At 63.1% G+C, this 14,692-nt stretch carries 15 protein-coding genes and 1 tRNA gene; 1 reads left to right on the top strand and 15 read right to left on the bottom strand.

Annotated elements, in window-relative coordinates; translation table 11 throughout:
* Nucleotides 1-5: 5 nt before the first annotated feature.
* The 11 genes from AC1DQ3_RS02965 to AC1DQ3_RS02915 all read right to left on the bottom strand — a co-directional run bounded on the left by AC1DQ3_RS02965 (nt 6) and on the right by AC1DQ3_RS02915 (nt 9,643).
* Nucleotides 6-605 (bottom strand): NADH-quinone oxidoreductase subunit C, encoded by a 600-nt coding sequence (locus AC1DQ3_RS02965; protein WP_477118675.1) that lies wholly within the window; start codon nt 603-605, stop codon nt 6-8.
* A gap of 1 nt (nt 606) precedes the next feature.
* The gene (locus AC1DQ3_RS02960; RefSeq protein WP_006156837.1) at nt 607-1,089 is read right to left on the bottom strand and encodes a NuoB/complex I 20 kDa subunit family protein; all 483 of its coding nucleotides are present in this window, start codon (nt 1,087-1,089) and stop codon (nt 607-609) included.
* 6 nt (nt 1,090-1,095) lie between these two features.
* Nucleotides 1,096-1,455, bottom strand: coding sequence for an NADH-quinone oxidoreductase subunit A (locus AC1DQ3_RS02955; RefSeq protein WP_017228180.1), 360 nt, complete (start codon nt 1,453-1,455; stop codon nt 1,096-1,098).
* A gap of 164 nt (nt 1,456-1,619) precedes the next feature.
* Nucleotides 1,620-1,704 (bottom strand) — tRNA-Leu (locus AC1DQ3_RS02950).
* A gap of 205 nt (nt 1,705-1,909) precedes the next feature.
* Entirely contained in the window at nt 1,910-2,275 is a 366-nt protein-coding gene (secG, locus tag AC1DQ3_RS02945) for a preprotein translocase subunit SecG (RefSeq protein WP_477118674.1), read from the bottom strand.
* A gap of 46 nt (nt 2,276-2,321) precedes the next feature.
* Entirely contained in the window at nt 2,322-3,059 is a 738-nt protein-coding gene (gene tpiA, locus AC1DQ3_RS02940; protein ID WP_477118673.1) for a triose-phosphate isomerase, read from the bottom strand.
* A gap of 103 nt (nt 3,060-3,162) precedes the next feature.
* On the bottom strand, nt 3,163-4,167 hold the full coding sequence (locus tag AC1DQ3_RS02935; protein WP_477118672.1) for an NAD(P)H-quinone oxidoreductase: 1,005 nt from the start codon (nt 4,165-4,167) through the stop codon (nt 3,163-3,165).
* A 180-nt stretch (nt 4,168-4,347) separates the two neighbouring features.
* Nucleotides 4,348-6,573: a polyribonucleotide nucleotidyltransferase gene (gene pnp, locus AC1DQ3_RS02930; protein ID WP_477118671.1), complete on the bottom strand. Its 2,226-nt coding sequence runs from the start codon at nt 6,571-6,573 to the stop codon at nt 4,348-4,350.
* Nucleotides 6,574-7,021: 448 nt separating this feature from the next.
* The gene (gene rpsO, locus AC1DQ3_RS02925) at nt 7,022-7,294 is read right to left on the bottom strand and encodes a 30S ribosomal protein S15 (RefSeq protein ID WP_035868720.1); all 273 of its coding nucleotides are present in this window, start codon (nt 7,292-7,294) and stop codon (nt 7,022-7,024) included.
* Between the two features lie 202 nt (nt 7,295-7,496).
* Nucleotides 7,497-8,741, bottom strand: coding sequence for a branched-chain amino acid ABC transporter substrate-binding protein (locus AC1DQ3_RS02920; RefSeq protein ID WP_477118670.1), 1,245 nt, complete (start codon nt 8,739-8,741; stop codon nt 7,497-7,499).
* Nucleotides 8,742-8,890: 149 nt separating this feature from the next.
* Entirely contained in the window at nt 8,891-9,643 is a 753-nt protein-coding gene (locus AC1DQ3_RS02915; RefSeq protein WP_477118669.1) for a glycosyltransferase family 25 protein, read from the bottom strand.
* Nucleotides 9,644-9,847: 204 nt separating this feature from the next.
* Between AC1DQ3_RS02915 and AC1DQ3_RS02910 the strand changes: the two genes are divergently transcribed.
* Nucleotides 9,848-10,375 carry a hypothetical protein gene (locus AC1DQ3_RS02910; RefSeq protein ID WP_477118668.1) on the top strand — a complete coding sequence of 176 codons (528 nt, stop codon included), beginning with the start codon at nt 9,848-9,850 and terminating at the stop codon, nt 10,373-10,375.
* A 132-nt stretch (nt 10,376-10,507) separates the two neighbouring features.
* Here AC1DQ3_RS02910 and AC1DQ3_RS02905 read toward each other — a convergent pair whose 3' ends face one another.
* The 4 genes from AC1DQ3_RS02905 to AC1DQ3_RS02890 all read right to left on the bottom strand — a co-directional run bounded on the left by AC1DQ3_RS02905 (nt 10,508) and on the right by AC1DQ3_RS02890 (nt 14,605).
* A complete protein-coding gene (locus tag AC1DQ3_RS02905; protein ID WP_477118667.1) occupies nt 10,508-12,046 on the bottom strand; it encodes a 2-isopropylmalate synthase in 1,539 nt (512 codons plus the stop codon).
* A gap of 365 nt (nt 12,047-12,411) precedes the next feature.
* Entirely contained in the window at nt 12,412-12,909 is a 498-nt protein-coding gene (gene lysM, locus AC1DQ3_RS02900; RefSeq protein ID WP_477118666.1) for a peptidoglycan-binding protein LysM, read from the bottom strand.
* 106 nt (nt 12,910-13,015) lie between these two features.
* Nucleotides 13,016-13,918: a CDP-diacylglycerol--serine O-phosphatidyltransferase gene (gene pssA / locus AC1DQ3_RS02895; RefSeq protein WP_477118665.1), complete on the bottom strand. Its 903-nt coding sequence runs from the start codon at nt 13,916-13,918 to the stop codon at nt 13,016-13,018.
* A gap of 42 nt (nt 13,919-13,960) precedes the next feature.
* Entirely contained in the window at nt 13,961-14,605 is a 645-nt protein-coding gene (locus tag AC1DQ3_RS02890; RefSeq protein ID WP_477118664.1) for a phosphatidylserine decarboxylase, read from the bottom strand.
* Nucleotides 14,606-14,692: the final 87 nt, after the last annotated feature.

Below are 14,692 nucleotides of genomic sequence, written 5' to 3'. Positions count from 1 at the left end.
CGTTCTCAGTGCTGCAAGCCGCCGTAATTCTCTTCGCGGATGATGCGCGGCGTCACCTCGCGCGGCTCGATCGTGACGGGCTGGTAGATCACCCGCTTCTGCTCGGGGTCGTAGCGCATCTCGACATAGCCAGAGACCGGGAAATCCTTGCGGAACGGGTGGCCGACAAAGCCGTAGTCGGTCAGCAGGCGACGCAGGTCGTTATGGCCTTCGAACACGATACCGTAGAAGTCGAACGCTTCGCGCTCGAACCAGTTGGCCGAGTTCCAGACGTCGTTCAGCGACGGCACCACGGGCACGTCGTCGTCCGGCGCGAACACGCGCACGCGCACGCGCCAGTTGTGCGTCACCGACAACAGGTGCGTCACGGCAGCAAAACGGGGACCGTTCCAGGCGCCATCGCCGTAGGAAGAATAGTCGACGCCGCAGACGTCGATCAGCTGCTCGAAGCGCAGCGACGGATCGTCGCGCAGCATCAGCGCGGCTTCGAGGGAGTCTTCGGCATTGATGATAAGGGTAAGCTCGCCTACCGCTTCCACCAGTTTCTGGATACGCTTGCCCAGTACCTTTTCGAGCGCGGCCTTCAGAGTATCGAGGTTCGACATGTCAGCCCTTGCGCGCGATGGTGTTGGTGCGGCGGATCTTGTTCTGCAGCTGGATGATGCCGTAGATCAGCGCTTCCGCCGTCGGGGGGCAGCCAGGCACATAGATATCCACCGGCACGATCCGGTCGCAACCACGCACCACCGAATACGAGTAGTGATAGTAGCCACCGCCATTTGCGCACGAACCCATCGAGATCACCCAACGCGGCTCCGCCATCTGGTCGTAGACCTTGCGCAGCGCGGGGGCCATCTTGTTGCACAGCGTGCCGGCCACGATCATCACGTCCGACTGGCGTGGCGACGGACGGAAAATCACGCCGAAGCGGTCCATGTCGTAGCGCGCGGCGCCAGCATGCATCATTTCCACAGCACAGCACGCCAGGCCAAAGGTCATCGGCCAGAGCGACCCGGTGCGGGTCCAGTTGATCAGCTTGTCAGCGGTAGTCGTGACGAAGCCTTCATTGAGAACGCCTTCGATTGCCATATCACATCACTCCCAATCGAGCGCGCCCTTTTTCCAGATGTAGACGAAGCCCACGATGAATTCCAGCAGAAACACGCCCATGGCGAAGAAACCCTGCCAGCCGATATCCCGCAGGGCTACACCCCAGGGAAACAGGAAGGCGGTTTCGAGATCGAACAGGATAAAAAGAATAGCGATGAGGTAGTAGCGCACATCGAACTTCATGCGCGCGTCCTCGAACGCTTCGAAGCCGCACTCGTAGGGAGAGAGCTTCGCGGAATCAGGTTTGTTTGGACCGAGAATTCGGCCGATCGACATCAGGGCAATGCCGAGCACGACACCGAAGATGATGAAGATGAGGACGGGGAAGTAGGCTTCGAGATTCAAGGTACGGCCAGCCTTATCTGGAATGTTGTCAACAGCACCAGCGGTAAGCGGCGTCCTGTTGCCCACCCCAAGCGCCATTCCGTAGAAATTCCGACGCCGCCTTGCGGACTGGCCGGGGCATGCATCCAGAATAAGCTACGGATGCATGCCCCGATCAAGTTGTTTGGTGCCGACGGCGAGACTCGAACTCGCACAGCTTTCGCCACTACCCCCTCAAGATAGCGTGTCTACCAATTTCACCACGTCGGCTGGGGGAGAAACAATATTGCCTCGCGCCGGGCTTTTCAGGGCCCTGGGTTTTTACACCCTTCGGAACTCTGGCTGGGATACCTTATCCTGGCTGGAGCCCCGTCGCTGGGAGATCGTTTCAAGCCTCGTATTCTATCCTAGGATTCTCGTATTGTTCAATGCACAACTGCAAAAATCTTCAAGAATCGGACACAAGGCTCGTTGATTATTTCGGTACGGCAGGCGCAGACGGACCCGAGGCGGCAGCAGCCGCTGCAGCAGGCGCGGAAGCACCCGCCACTGCCGGCGCCACCGCAGGCGCTGAGCCCATCACGCCCAGCGAAGCCGCCGGCCGATAGTTACCCATCAGCGTCAGGCTCAGCGTGCAGACAAAGAACAGTGTAGCCAGCACGGCAGTGGTACGCGACAGGAAGTTGGCCGAGCCGCTGGCGCCGAACAGGCTGCCCGAGGCCCCCGAGCCGAACGCGGCGCCAACATCGGCGCCCTTGCCATGCTGCAGCAGCACCAGGCCAATCACGCCAAGCGCGGACAGTACCTGCGCCACTACCAACAAAGTTTTGAAAATTGCCATTTGGTTCGATTCGCTTGCCTGATCAGACCATGTAAGCGGCCGGCATTCAGGCGTTGCCGATCGCGAGGAAATCGTCCGACTTCAGCGACGCGCCTCCGATCAGGCCCCCGTCGATGTCGGGCATGGAAAATAGTTCTGCCGCGTTGTCCGGCTTGACGCTACCGCCGTACAACATGGCCATGCGAGCCGCCACGCCTGCATCGTGCGCCGCCACCTGGCCGCGCAGGAAGGCGTGCACGGCCTGGGCCTGCTCGCTGCTGGCGGTCTTGCCCGTGCCGATCGCCCACACCGGCTCATAAGCCAGCACGATACGCCCAAGCTGCTCCCGCGACAGTGCTTCGAGCACGGCGCCGAGCTGACGGCCAACCACCGCCTCGGTTTCGCCAGCCTCGCGCTGCGCCAGGGTTTCGCCCACGCACACCACCGGGACGATGCCGAATTCGAGCGCGCGCAGCGCCTTGGCCGCCACCGTGGCATCGCTCTCGCCATGGTAGCAGCGGCGTTCCGAATGCCCCGCCAGGGCGTACGAAACACCAAACTCCGCCAGCATGGATGCCGCCACTTCGCCCGTAAAGGCGCCGCGTGCCTCGGCGGATACGTCTTGCGCGCCCCAGGCCACGCTGGAGCCAGCCAGCAAAGACTGGCACTGCGCCAGGTAAGGGAACGGCGCACACACCGCAAGGCGGGCACGTGCCGGCACAGCCTTGATACCTTCCAGCAAAGCCGCATTCGCGGCCAGGCTGCCGTGCATCTTCCAGTTACCGATGACGAGCTTTTCTCTCACAGGGCGCCCTCTCAATCAAACCCGGCATTGTAACGCGGGCCAGGGCTCGACGCCACCGAAGGTGCCGAAATCGGCCGGGGCGCGGGGCCTCGGCCGCACCTGGTTACCAGGTCAGGACGATCTTGCCAATGTGCTCGCTGGATTCCATCAGCCGATGCGCATCGGCGGCCTGGGCGGCCGGGAAGACCTGGTGGATCACCGGCTTGATCTTGCCCGCGGCCAGCAGCGGCCAGACGTGCTGGTGCAGCGCCTGCGCGATCTCACCCTTGAACGAGACGGGCCGGGGCCGCAGTGTCGAACCGGTCACGGTGATGCGGCGGCGCAGGATGTCGCTCAACGGAATCTCCGCCTTGGCGCCGCCCAGCAGCGCAATGAGCACGATGCGGCCGTCGTCGGCCACGCAGGATAGCTCGCGCGCCAGGTAGGGGCCGGCCACCATGTCGAGGATGACGTCCGCGCCACGGCCACCGGTCAGGGCCTTGACCTCGGCGACGAAGTCCTCGGTCTTGTAGTTGATGGCGCGGTCGGCGCCCAGTTCCTCGCAGGCACGGCATTTTTCCGCGCTGCCCGCCGTCACGAACACCTTGTGGCCCAGTCCCTTGGCGATCTGGATGGCGGTCGTGCCAATGCCGCTGGAGCCGCCCTGGATCAGCAGCGTCTCGTCCTTGCCCAACGGGCCGCGGCCCAGGTAGCCGCGATCGAACACATTGCTCCACACCGTGAAGAAGGTCTCGGGCAATGCGGCGGCCTCGATATCCGACAGGCCTGCCGGTACCGGCAGGCATTGCGCCACCGGCGCCGCGCACAGCTCGGCATAGCCGCCGCCCTGCACCAGCGCGCAGACGCGATCGCCCAGCTTCAGGCCAAAGCGGTTGTCCGCATGCGCCAGGTCGCCGCCGGCCACCACGCCAGCCACTTCCAGGCCCGGCAGGTCGGAAGCGCCGGGAGGCACCGGATAGTTGCCCATGCGCTGGAACACGTCGGGGCGGTTGATGCCGGCCGCGGCCACGCGGATCAGTATCTCGCCGGCCTTGGGCACGGGATCGGGGCGTTGCGCCAGTTGCAGGACTTCGGGGGCGCCGTACTCGCGGATTTCAATGACTTGCATTGCTGCTCCTTGCTATGCCATGCGGCGGGCTCGCGCGCACGGCGGGGGATCAATCTGCGCATCCGCCACGCAGCGGTAGCCGGCTGCATCAGGCGGGACTGGCGGCAGTGTAAACAAAAAAACGGCTGGACATCGCCAGCCGCTTTTTCTGCTACGGATACTACGGATACCGCGAAACGCTTACTGCTGCTGATCCGGCGACGGCGTCGTCGGTGCAGCCGGCGCTGCCGGCGCTGCCGGTGCAGCCGGAGCCGGTGCAGCCGATGCGGCCGGTGCTTCGCCGGTGTTGGCGATCGGGCTGATGCTGCCGCCCTCTTCGGCCAGCGCGGCCTTCAGGGACAGGCGCAGGCGGCCCTTCTCGTCAGCCTGGATCAGCTTCACGCGAACGTGCTGGCCTTCCTTGAGCCAATCCTTGATGTCCTTGACACGCTCGTTGACGATCTCGGAAATATGCAGCAGGCCGTCCTTGCCCGGCAGGATATTCACGATGGCGCCAAAGTCCAGCAGCTTGAGCACGGTGCCGGCGTAGATCTTGCCCACTTCGGCTTCCGCGGTGATGCCTTCGATGCGGCGCTTGGCTTCGGCCATGCCTTCGGTCGAGGTCGAGGCGATGGTGATGGTGCCGTCTTCCTGGATGTCGATGGTGGTGCCGGTTTCCTTGGTGAGCGCCTGGATGGTCGAGCCGCCCTTGCCGATCACTTCGCGGATCTTGTCCGGATGGATCTTCATGGTGATCATGCGCGGTGCGTGCTCCGACAGTTCGGTGCGCGCATGGCCCATCGCACCCTGCATCTTGCCCAGGATATGCAAGCGGCCTTCCTTGGCTTGCGCCAGCGCGACCTGCATGATTTCCTTGGTGATGCCCTGGACCTTGATGTCCATCTGCAGCGCGGTGATGCCGGTGTCGGTACCCGCGACCTTGAAGTCCATGTCGCCGAGGTGATCCTCGTCGCCGAGGATGTCGGTCAGCACGGCGAACTTGTTGCCTTCCAGGATCAGGCCCATGGCCACGCCGGCCACGTGCGCCTTGATCGGCACACCGGCGTCCATCAGTGCCAGGCAGCCGCCGCACACCGATGCCATCGACGACGAGCCGTTGGATTCGGTGATTTCCGACACCAGGCGAATGGTGTAGGCGAATTCATCGTCCTTCGGCAGGACCGGGATCAGCGCGCGCTTGGCCAGGCGGCCGTGACCGATTTCGCGGCGCTTCGGGCTGCCCACGCGGCCGGTTTCGCCGGTGGCGAACGGAGGCATGTTGTAGTGGAGCATGAAGCGGTCGCGGTATTCGCCGGCAAGCGCGTCGATGATCTGCTCGTCGCCCTTGGTGCCCAGCGTGGCAATCACCAGCGCCTGGGTTTCACCACGGGTGAAGATGGCCGAGCCGTGGGCGCGCGGCAGCACCGACGAGCGGATCTCGATCGGGCGCACGGTGCGGGTGTCGCGGCCGTCGATGCGCGGCTCGCCCGACAGCACCTGGCCGCGCACGATCCTGGCTTCGATGTCGAACAGCACGTTGCCCACTTCGACCTTGTCGGCTTCGACGCCGGCTTCGGCCAGCTGGGCCGTCACGGTGGCGTAGACTTCCTTCAGCTTCTGGCTGCGGGCCGACTTCTGGCGCAGCTGGTAAGCGTCCTGCAGCAGCGGCAAGGCGATCTCGCCAACCTTGGCGATCAGCGCTTCGTTCTTCGGTGCCGCGGTCCAGTCCCACTCCGGCTTGCCGCCGTCGCGCACCAGGTCATGGATGGCGTTGATGGCGGTCTGCATCTGCTCGTGGCCATAGACCACCGCGCCCAGCATCACTTCTTCCGACAGCTGGCGGGCCTCCGATTCCACCATCAGCACGGCGCGCTCGGTACCTGCAACCACGAGATCCAGTTCCGAAGCGGCGATCTGCGAACGGGTCGGGTTCAGCAGGTACTGGCCATCCTTGTAGCCGATGCGGGCAGCGCCCACCGGGCCGCTGAACGGAATGCCCGACACTGCCAGGGCAGCCGAGGCGCCGATCAGGGCGGGGATGTCGGCCGGTACTTCCGGATTCAGCGACAGCACGTGGATGACCACCTGCACTTCGTTATAGAAGCCTTCCGGGAACAGCGGCCGCAGCGGACGGTCGATCAGGCGCGAGGTCAGCGTCTCGTTTTCCGAGGGACGGCCTTCACGCTTGAAGAAGCCACCGGGGATCTTGCCGGCAGCGTAGGTCTTTTCGATGTAGTCGACGGTCAGCGGGAAGAAGTCCTGGCCGGCCTTGGGCGACTTGGCTGCGACGACGGTGGCGAGCACCACGGTGTCTTCAATGTCGACGATCACGGCACCACCAGCCTGGCGGGCAATTTCGCCAGTTTCCAGGCGCACCTTGTGCTGACCCCACTGGAATTCCTTGACGATCTTGTTGAACATGGTCATGAGCGTTCCTTTAATTCGCGCTTGCACGCTTGTGCAACGCCCGCGTTAGCAGCCGCGGGCGAACTGCCGGATCATCGCCGGTCGCAGTTACAGGGAAGTGCTATGCCATTCCAGCGCGGCACCTGTCAGGCCTGCCTGGCAGATACCGCGCTGGAATGACACAAAGCCCTGTTTCCTTGCCCGACTCCGGTATGGATTACGGTAAAAGAGCTAAAAAGGCTAAAGAACGAAGTAACTTACTCCGTTGCACGTCTTGGCGCAACGGGCGCCATCCCGGGGGGCATGGCGCCATCAACTGAAATAAAAATCACCCGAAGCGTTTCGAGCATGGACCTCCCGGCCGCAAAAACAAAATGCCTGCATCAGCGGGGCTGACACAGGCATTCGTGGCTCACGCGAAGGCGTGCAGTGCATCCATTCGTGCTGCCATCCGGACGATCCTGGCTGCTTACTTACGCAGGCCGAGCTTCTCGATCAGCGAACGATAACGATCGGCGTCGTTGGCCTTGAGGTAGTCCAGCAGGCGACGACGACGGCTCACCATGCGCAGCAGGCCGCGGCGGCTGTGGTGATCCTTCATGTTGGCCTTGAAGTGGGGGGTCAGTTCGTTGATGCGGTTGGTCAGCAGGGCGACCTGGACTTCCGGGCTGCCGGTGTCGTTGGCTGCACGTGCGAACTGCTTGATGACTTCGGTCTTGCTATTGATTTCGGCGACTGCCATGGTGATTTCCTTTTCACTTGCGAACGCTACAGCGCGGAATGTGCCGTATGCGTCGTGCCCTTGCGGTTGCTGTCAGGCAATTTTCTGTCCTGGCCAGGGTCGGTTGGAGAACCGGTTGGCTGCGACAGGCGGCGATTATAGCGGAAATCGGGAATGGCGGAGCTGGAGTTTGGGTGGCGCCGGTCTTTGGCAGGGTCTCCCCCTAAAGCCTCTCCATCTTGCAAGTAGTAGGCAAAGTAGTCTGCGCAGCCTTCAACTTCCTGACGGTCCGGAATCCATACCCCGACCCTTCGTTATCAAACCGCACATCCCCACCCTGCCGCGCCATCACGGAAACGTAAAGCGGCTGCAGCACCTGATGGTCATCGGCGCGAATCGTCGCATCATGGAAATCGTTGACATACCGCATGCCCTCCAGCGCCCGCGCCACCTTGATCGCGTCCGTGGACCCCGCCGTCTCGATCGCCCTGGCCAGCATCTCCACCATCATCTGCATGCGCAGGTGCACATAGTCGTCCTTTGGTTCCGGGTAGCGCGTCCGGAAGGCCTGATAGAACGCATCCGACGCAGCGCCGCCAACATTCGGATGCCATTCGGCCACCGCCAGCACCCGCCCTACCCCGGCGTCGCCCATGGCCGCCGGGGCGCCCAGGCCATTCCCATAGAATGTGTAGAACCTGGCCGTCAACCCACCCTCGCGCGCAGCCTTGACCATCAGTGTGAGATCGTTGCCCCAGTTGCCCGTAATCACGGCGTCCGCGCCACTGGCCTTGATCTTGGCGATATACGGGGCGAAGTCCTTGATCTTGCCGATCGGGTGGAATTCATCACCCACAATGCGCAGCCCAGGACGCTTGGCGGCCAGCATCTCGCGCGCCGAGCGGGCCACCTGATGGCCGAAACTGTAATCCTGGTCGATCAGGTAGACGCGCCGCACGCTGGTGTCGGCGCGGATCACCTCGGTCAGCGCCTGCATGCGCATGTCGGCGCTGGCATCGAAGCGGAAATGCCAGAAGCTGCAGCCTTCGTTGGTCAGCACGGGATCGACCGCGGAATAGTTGAGGAACAGCACGCGCGCGTCGGGCTGGCGCGCGTTGTGCCGGTTGATGGCACCCACCAGCGCGCCAGCCACCGCCGAGCTGTTGCCTTGCAGGACAAAGGGGATGTGGCGGTCGACCAGGCCGCGCAACTGGATCAGGCTCTCGTCGACATTGCCCTTGCTGTCGAAAGTGACGAGTTCGAAGGAACGCGGCCCCTCCGCGGTCTTGACGCCGCCACGCGCATTGACGCGGTCGATGGCGATGCGCAGGTTGCGCACAACGGCATCGCCCGCGTTGGCGAAGGGGCCGGACAAGCCCTCGATCATGCCAAGACGGATCGGCTCCTGCGCGCCGGCGCTTGCCGCTATCGCCAGCAAACAGCCGGCCAGCCATCGTTTAACCCACATCTGCGCTTCTCCCGCCAAAGCGCTGCATGGTAAGCCACGGGCCAGACGGAGGCAAATGGCACCGCCATGCGTCAAAGCCAGGCGTTGAGCGAGGATGCCGACCCGAACACAGGTGCAGTCCGATGACCGAAAGGACACTAGCGCCAGATCTAGCGCCAGATCTGGCGCACGCGCTTTTGCCAGAGTTTTTTCCAGTTGAAATGCAACCGTTGCACAAGGCGGTCGCGGGCAACGGGCTCGAGCGTGTTACGAAACACGCCGTTCTTGCTGCCCTGCTCCACCACCGGATTCTCGAACCAGAGGATGGCGATACCCAGCTCCTGATCCATTTTGTCGAATGCGAGGTCGATCGGCAGTTCAGTCGGGTTGCGCGCCATCCAGCCGAGCCTGAGGCCGGCCTCCCTGGTACCGATCAGATAGGAATCGGTAAGGCGGCCGCGGGTATTGAAGTACAGGTGCTGCCCTGCCACCCGCTTGCTGCGCGGCGTGTATTGGTTCGCACCGCACCCCAGATAGATCACATGCGGGCTCGCGTGGGCAGCGGCCTCGTTCAGCGCTTGCGCCAGGCCGGCCACGAAGTCGTCGGACAGCACCGCGTCGTCTTCCAGCACCAGGGCGCGCCGCCATCCGCGCTCCTGGATGCGCTTGAGCGCGACGGCGTGCTTGAGCGAGCAGGACTTCTGCCCGGGGCGCAGCCCTGTGCCCCTGAAATAAGCGCGATCGGTGTCCGGGTCAACATCTTCGGCATCGAACTCGTGGACGAAGTCGCCTGCCAGGCCGAAGCGGGCAAGTTGCGCCTCGATATGCTTGCGCCGTTCCACGAAGGAACGGACGTTGATGATCAGGATACCGTCGAGCCCAAGCCTTTGAAGCTCGGGTGGGACTATGGATTTGCCATGCATGGGAGTGGATTCGCGAAGGCGCCGGTCATGGCGCGGGTGCAACAACATGGATATCGGCGCTCTTTTAGTGCTCTTTTTTATGACGTGCCGCGAATCTATCATACGTTTGTGACTAGAGAATCAGAGCGAGTGGACCGCGCACAACTTTTTGCGCACAGCTACACTCTTGATCCTTATCGCAGTCAATGATTCGAGGCACGACGCATGAAAACCCCATTGCCAGGTGCTGTCAGATGCATCGCGCTCGCGGCAGCCTCTGCCGCGCTGGCGGCCTGCTCCGTACTGCAGCCCGTGCAGGAAGGCGAGAAGATGGCGGGCGCGCCGGAAGCGGCCGTACAGGCCCGCTTCGGCACGCCGACCGATACGTATCGGCTAGCCGATGGCACGCAGCGCTGGATCTATTCGAAGCAGCCTTTCGGGCAGCAGGCCTATGCGGCGGATTTCGACCGCAGCGGCCATCTCACCGCGTTCCGCCAGATGCTGCAGACCAGCGAACTCTATAAGGCCAAGGTCGATGTCTGGACCAGGCTGGATGTGGAGCAGCACTTCGGCAAGCCCCGCGAGCCCACGCAGTATTTCCCGCTGATGAAGCGCGAGGTGTGGTCTTACCGCTTCCGTCATGAGGACACCTGGCCGTCGATGTTCAATTTCTATTTCGACGACGGTGGCGTGCTGCGCCAGACCCAGATCACACCGGACCCGCTCGCCGACCCTGACAGACGGCGTCGCTGAAGCGCGGACGCGGCAGGATCGAAGGGCGAGCGCGGAGAACGCAAAACGCCCGCCGTCGTCCTCGTGGGAACGCGGCGGGCCGATTCAAAGCCGGCGGCGGGATAGGCCGCGGGCTTACCGGTCAGATCGGGATCAGATCTGCGGGTTGATCTTCTGCACGGCCTTGTCGTGCAGCTTGTTCAATGCGGCCAGGTAGGCCTTGGCCGAAGCGGCCACGATATCGGGATCGGTGCCCACGCCGTTGACGATGCGCCCGCCCTTGGACAAACGGACCGTGACTTCCCCCTGGGCCTGCGTGCCGGCGGTGATGGCATTGACCGAATACAGCACCAGTTCGGCGCCGCTCGCGACCTTGCCCTCGATGGCATGCAGCGTGGCATCGACCGGGCCGTTGCCCTCCCCTTCGCCGGTCAGCTCGTTTCCGTCCATGTTGAACACGACCCGCGCATGCGGACGTTCGCCGGTTTCGGAGTGCTGCGACAGCGAGATAAAGCGGAAGTGCTCGTTGACGTCGTGCGCTTCGTCGGAAACGATGGCCATGATGTCTTCGTCGAAGATCTCGGACTTCTGGTCGGCCAGTTCCTTGAAGCGGGTGAACGCGGCATTGACCTCGCTCTCGCTTTCCAGCTCGATGCCGAGTTCCTGCAAGCGCTGCTTGAAAGCATTGCGGCCCGAGAGCTTGCCCAGCACGATCTTGTTGGCGGTCCAGCCCACGTCTTCGGCGCGCATGATCTCGTAGGTATCGCGCGCCTTGAGCACGCCATCCTGGTGGATGCCGGACGCATGGGCGAACGCGTTGGCGCCGACCACGGCCTTGTTGGGCTGCACCACGAAGCCGGTGATCTGCGATACCAGCTTGGAGGCCGGCACGATCTGCGTGGTGTCCACCCCGACGTCCATGTCGAAGTAGTCGCGGCGCGTCTTCACTGCCATGACCACTTCTTCCAGGCTGGTATTGCCGGCGCGTTCGCCGAGGCCGTTGATGGTGCACTCGATCTGGCGCGCGCCGCCGAGCTTGACCGCCGCCAGCGAATTGGCCACGGCCATGCCGAGGTCATTATGGCAATGCACGGACCAGATGGCCTTGTCGGAATTGGGGATGCGCTCACGCACCGAGCGGATCAGCCCGGCGTAGCCTTCCGGCACGGCGTAACCCACCGTATCCGGCAGGTTAATGGTGGTAGCCCCTTCCCGGATCACGCCTTCGAGCACGCGGCACAGGAAATCCATGTCCGAGCGGCTGCCGTCTTCGGGCGAAAACTCGATATCGTCGGTGAACTGGCGCGCAAAACGCACGGCGAGGACGGYCTGTTCATAGACCTGGTCCGGCGTCATGCGCAACTTCTTTTCCATATGCAGCGCCGAGGTGGCGATAAAGGTATGGATGCGGAAGGCATTGGCGGGCTTCAGCGCCTCGGCAGCGCGCGCGATATCGCGGTCGTTGGCGCGTGCCAGCGAGCAGATGGTCGAATCCTTGACGACCTGGGCAATGGAGCGGATCGCTTCGAAGTCGCCGTTGGAGCTGGCCGCGAAGCCGGCTTCGATCACGTCGACCTTCAGGCGCTCCAGCTGGCGCGCGATGCGGACTTTTTCATCGCGGGTCATGGAGGCGCCGGGCGACTGTTCGCCGTCGCGCAAGGTGGTGTCGAAAATAATGAGTTTGTCGGACATGGGTGAGGCTCCTGGGCTTATCTTTGTACTTGGCGAATCAAGTTGCTGTCTCGGCCTTCGCCGTCTTGTTTTCTGCCGCGCTGAATGCAAAACGCCCCGGCGTGCAGTGATGCAGGCCGGGGCGTTTATAAATCCTGTGTGACTTTGCGCGAGGGTCTTGGCTTCCCTCAGCGCGAACGCGTCCCGACCTGATGGCCTAGTAGGCCACCTAGAATGGTGCGGGCGAGTAGGGCTTGGCGCGAAATCATGTGAGCGACTATAGCCGAGATGCCGGGCGTGTGCAATATGGACGCGTCAATCGGTTCGATAGCCGGAAAGGAAGGCCCAGGGGCGCCATGCCCCCGGCTACCGGATGGCAACGGACGTCAGGGCTTGGGCGGGATGCGCAGCTTCTGGCCGGGATAGATCTTGTCCGGATGCGACAACATGGGCTGGTTGGCCTCGAAGATGACGGTGTACAACGCGCCGTTGCCGTAGGCCGCCTGGGAAATCGCCCACAGCGTATCGCCCTTGACCACGGTCTGCCATGTCGACTCGACCGAGTCAACATTGACCGACATCTTGTCCTCGACCTTTTCCACGCCCTGCACATTGCCGCAACACAGAATGATCTTCTCGCGGGTGGCCTGGTCCGGCGCCACGCCGAATACCGTCACCAGTCCCTGCGCGCCGTCCACCTGCACCATCAGCCCGGTGGCATCCAGGTTCATCTGCTTGATGTAGCCCTCGATGGCATCGCCGGCGGCGCGGTTGGCCGCGTCGACGTCCGCCGACGGCGCGGCATCCGGAGCCGGCGCAGCCTGGGCTGCGCTACCGCCAAACAGTTTCTCTCCTGCTTCCTTGATGAAATCGAGCATGCCCATGAGAACCTCCAGTTGGTCAGTGAAAAGTGGACAACAACGGACAACAACGGACAACACAAAAACAAAAAGTAAAAAGGCGCCGCAGCGCCTTTTTACCTACCAGCCATCAGGAACGTTCGTTCCCGCCGTCGCGCACCTTGCGGATGCTTTCCGGCTTGCCATGCAGCGCATGCCAGCCCCACAGCAGGTAGCCGGAAATCGCATAGGCCACGAACAACCCGAACAGCGCAACTGGCGGGTCCGTCGAAACCACCACGAACAGCACCAGTACCAGCACCATCATGCCGAAGGGCACGCGGTAGCGCACATCGAGCGCCTTGCCGCTGTAGAACGGCGCGTTGGACACCATCGACAGCCCCGCGTACAGCGTGATACCGAAGGCTACCCACGGCATCCACAGCTCCTTCACCGGCAGCTTGTTGTCGATCACAAGCCACACGAAGCCGGCTACCAGCGCCGCCGCCGCGGGGCTGGGCAGCCCCTGGAAGAAGCGCTTGTCGACCACGCCGATATTGGCGTTGAAACGCGCCAGCCGCAGCGCCGCGCATGTGCAGTAGACAAAGGCGGCAATCCACCCCCATTTGCCCAGGTCGTGCAGGATCCACTCGTACATCACCAGTGCGGGCGCAACCCCGAACGACGTCATGTCCGAGAGCGAATCGTATTGCTCGCCGAACGCGCTCTGCGTATTGGTGATGCGCGCCACGCGGCCGTCCATGCCATCCAGCACCATGGCGGCGAAGATGGCGATGGCCGCGGTGTCGAAGCGCATGTTCATGGCCTGCACGATGGCGAAGAAGCCGGCGAACAGCGCTGCCGTGGTGAACGCGTTGGGCAGCAGGTAGATGCCGCGCCGGCGCGGGCGCACGTATTCGATATCGTGATCGTCGCCGGCTTCGTCGTCGAAGTCGGCGGGATCATTGCCGCGCAGCTGGTTGTGGCGGAAAGGACGCAAGTTCGTCACATTGCTATTGCTAGCACGCTTGTTGCGTCGGTTGAAAGCACCCATGCCTGTTCTCCATTGGGTCCGGTGGTTTCCGGCGTGGCCGGATCAGTCCAGCTCGGCCAGGATGGTCGACGAGGCCGACACTTTTTCGCCGATGGTGACGCGCGGACGCGCATCCACCGGCAAGTAGACGTCGACGCGCGAGCCGAAGCGGATGAAACCGTAGCGCTGGCCACGCGACAGCGTCTCGCCAACCCGGGTGTAGCAGAGGATGCGGCGGGCCACCAGGCCGGCCACCTGTACCAGTGTCACCACCTTGCCGTCAGCGGCACGGTGGATGACCACGGCGTTGCGTTCGTTTTCCAGCGAGGCCTTGTCGAGGTCGGCGTTGACGAACTTGCCGGGAAAATACTCGACCTTCTCGACCTTGCCGTCCACGGACACCCGGTTGGAGTGTACGTTGAACACGTTCATGAAGACGCTGATCTTCAGCGCCTCGCGCCCCGCGTAGGGATCCATGGTCTTCTCGACCACCACGATACGGCCGTCGGCCGGGGCCAGCACGGCGTTCGGCTGGGCCGGGATCGGCCGCGGCGGGTCGCGGAAAAACTGCAGCACGAACAGCGTAATGATCCACAGCGGCAAGGCCCACCAGAAGCTGGCGCTGACCTGCACCAGCAGCGAGATGACAAAGGCGCCGGCCAGGAACGGCCAGCCTTCACGGGCGATCAGCGGATGAGGATAGTTCATGCAGTGCTTGCTAGGTGGATAGAGTCTGACAAGGATAACAAAAAGCCGTTCAGCCTCCGCCCGAATAACCCCTCGAAGCGGGGAATC

The sequence above is a fragment of the Cupriavidus sp. 01T418 genome (assembly GCF_056398885.1).
The sequence above is the reverse complement of the archived record's forward strand: the minus strand, read 5'-3'. Positions and strand labels throughout refer to the sequence as shown.

What these genes read in the sequence shown, in the direction of transcription:
- AC1DQ3_RS02965 (WP_477118675.1), bottom strand. Translation starts at nt 605, where the DNA reads ATGTCGAACCTCGATACTCTGAAGGCCGCGCTCGAAAAGGTACTGGGC.
- AC1DQ3_RS02960 (WP_006156837.1), bottom strand. Translation starts at nt 1,089, where the DNA reads ATGGCAATCGAAGGCGTTCTCAATGAAGGCTTCGTCACGACTACCGCT.
- secG (WP_477118674.1), bottom strand. Translation starts at nt 2,275, where the DNA reads ATGGCAATTTTCAAAACTTTGTTGGTAGTGGCGCAGGTACTGTCCGCG.
- AC1DQ3_RS02935 (WP_477118672.1), bottom strand. Translation starts at nt 4,167, where the DNA reads ATGCAAGTCATTGAAATCCGCGAGTACGGCGCCCCCGAAGTCCTGCAA.
- pnp (WP_477118671.1), bottom strand. Translation starts at nt 6,573, where the DNA reads ATGACCATGTTCAACAAGATCGTCAAGGAATTCCAGTGGGGTCAGCAC.
- rpsO (WP_035868720.1), bottom strand. Translation starts at nt 7,294, where the DNA reads ATGGCAGTCGCCGAAATCAATAGCAAGACCGAAGTCATCAAGCAGTTC.
- AC1DQ3_RS02920 (WP_477118670.1), bottom strand. Translation starts at nt 8,741, where the DNA reads ATGTGGGTTAAACGATGGCTGGCCGGCTGTTTGCTGGCGATAGCGGCA.
- AC1DQ3_RS02915 (WP_477118669.1), bottom strand. Translation starts at nt 9,643, where the DNA reads ATGCATGGCAAATCCATAGTCCCACCCGAGCTTCAAAGGCTTGGGCTC.
- AC1DQ3_RS02910 (WP_477118668.1), top strand. Translation starts at nt 9,848, where the DNA reads ATGAAAACCCCATTGCCAGGTGCTGTCAGATGCATCGCGCTCGCGGCA.
- lysM (WP_477118666.1), bottom strand. Translation starts at nt 12,909, where the DNA reads ATGGGCATGCTCGATTTCATCAAGGAAGCAGGAGAGAAACTGTTTGGC.
- pssA (WP_477118665.1), bottom strand. Translation starts at nt 13,918, where the DNA reads ATGGGTGCTTTCAACCGACGCAACAAGCGTGCTAGCAATAGCAATGTG.
- AC1DQ3_RS02890 (WP_477118664.1), bottom strand. Translation starts at nt 14,605, where the DNA reads ATGAACTATCCTCATCCGCTGATCGCCCGTGAAGGCTGGCCGTTCCTG.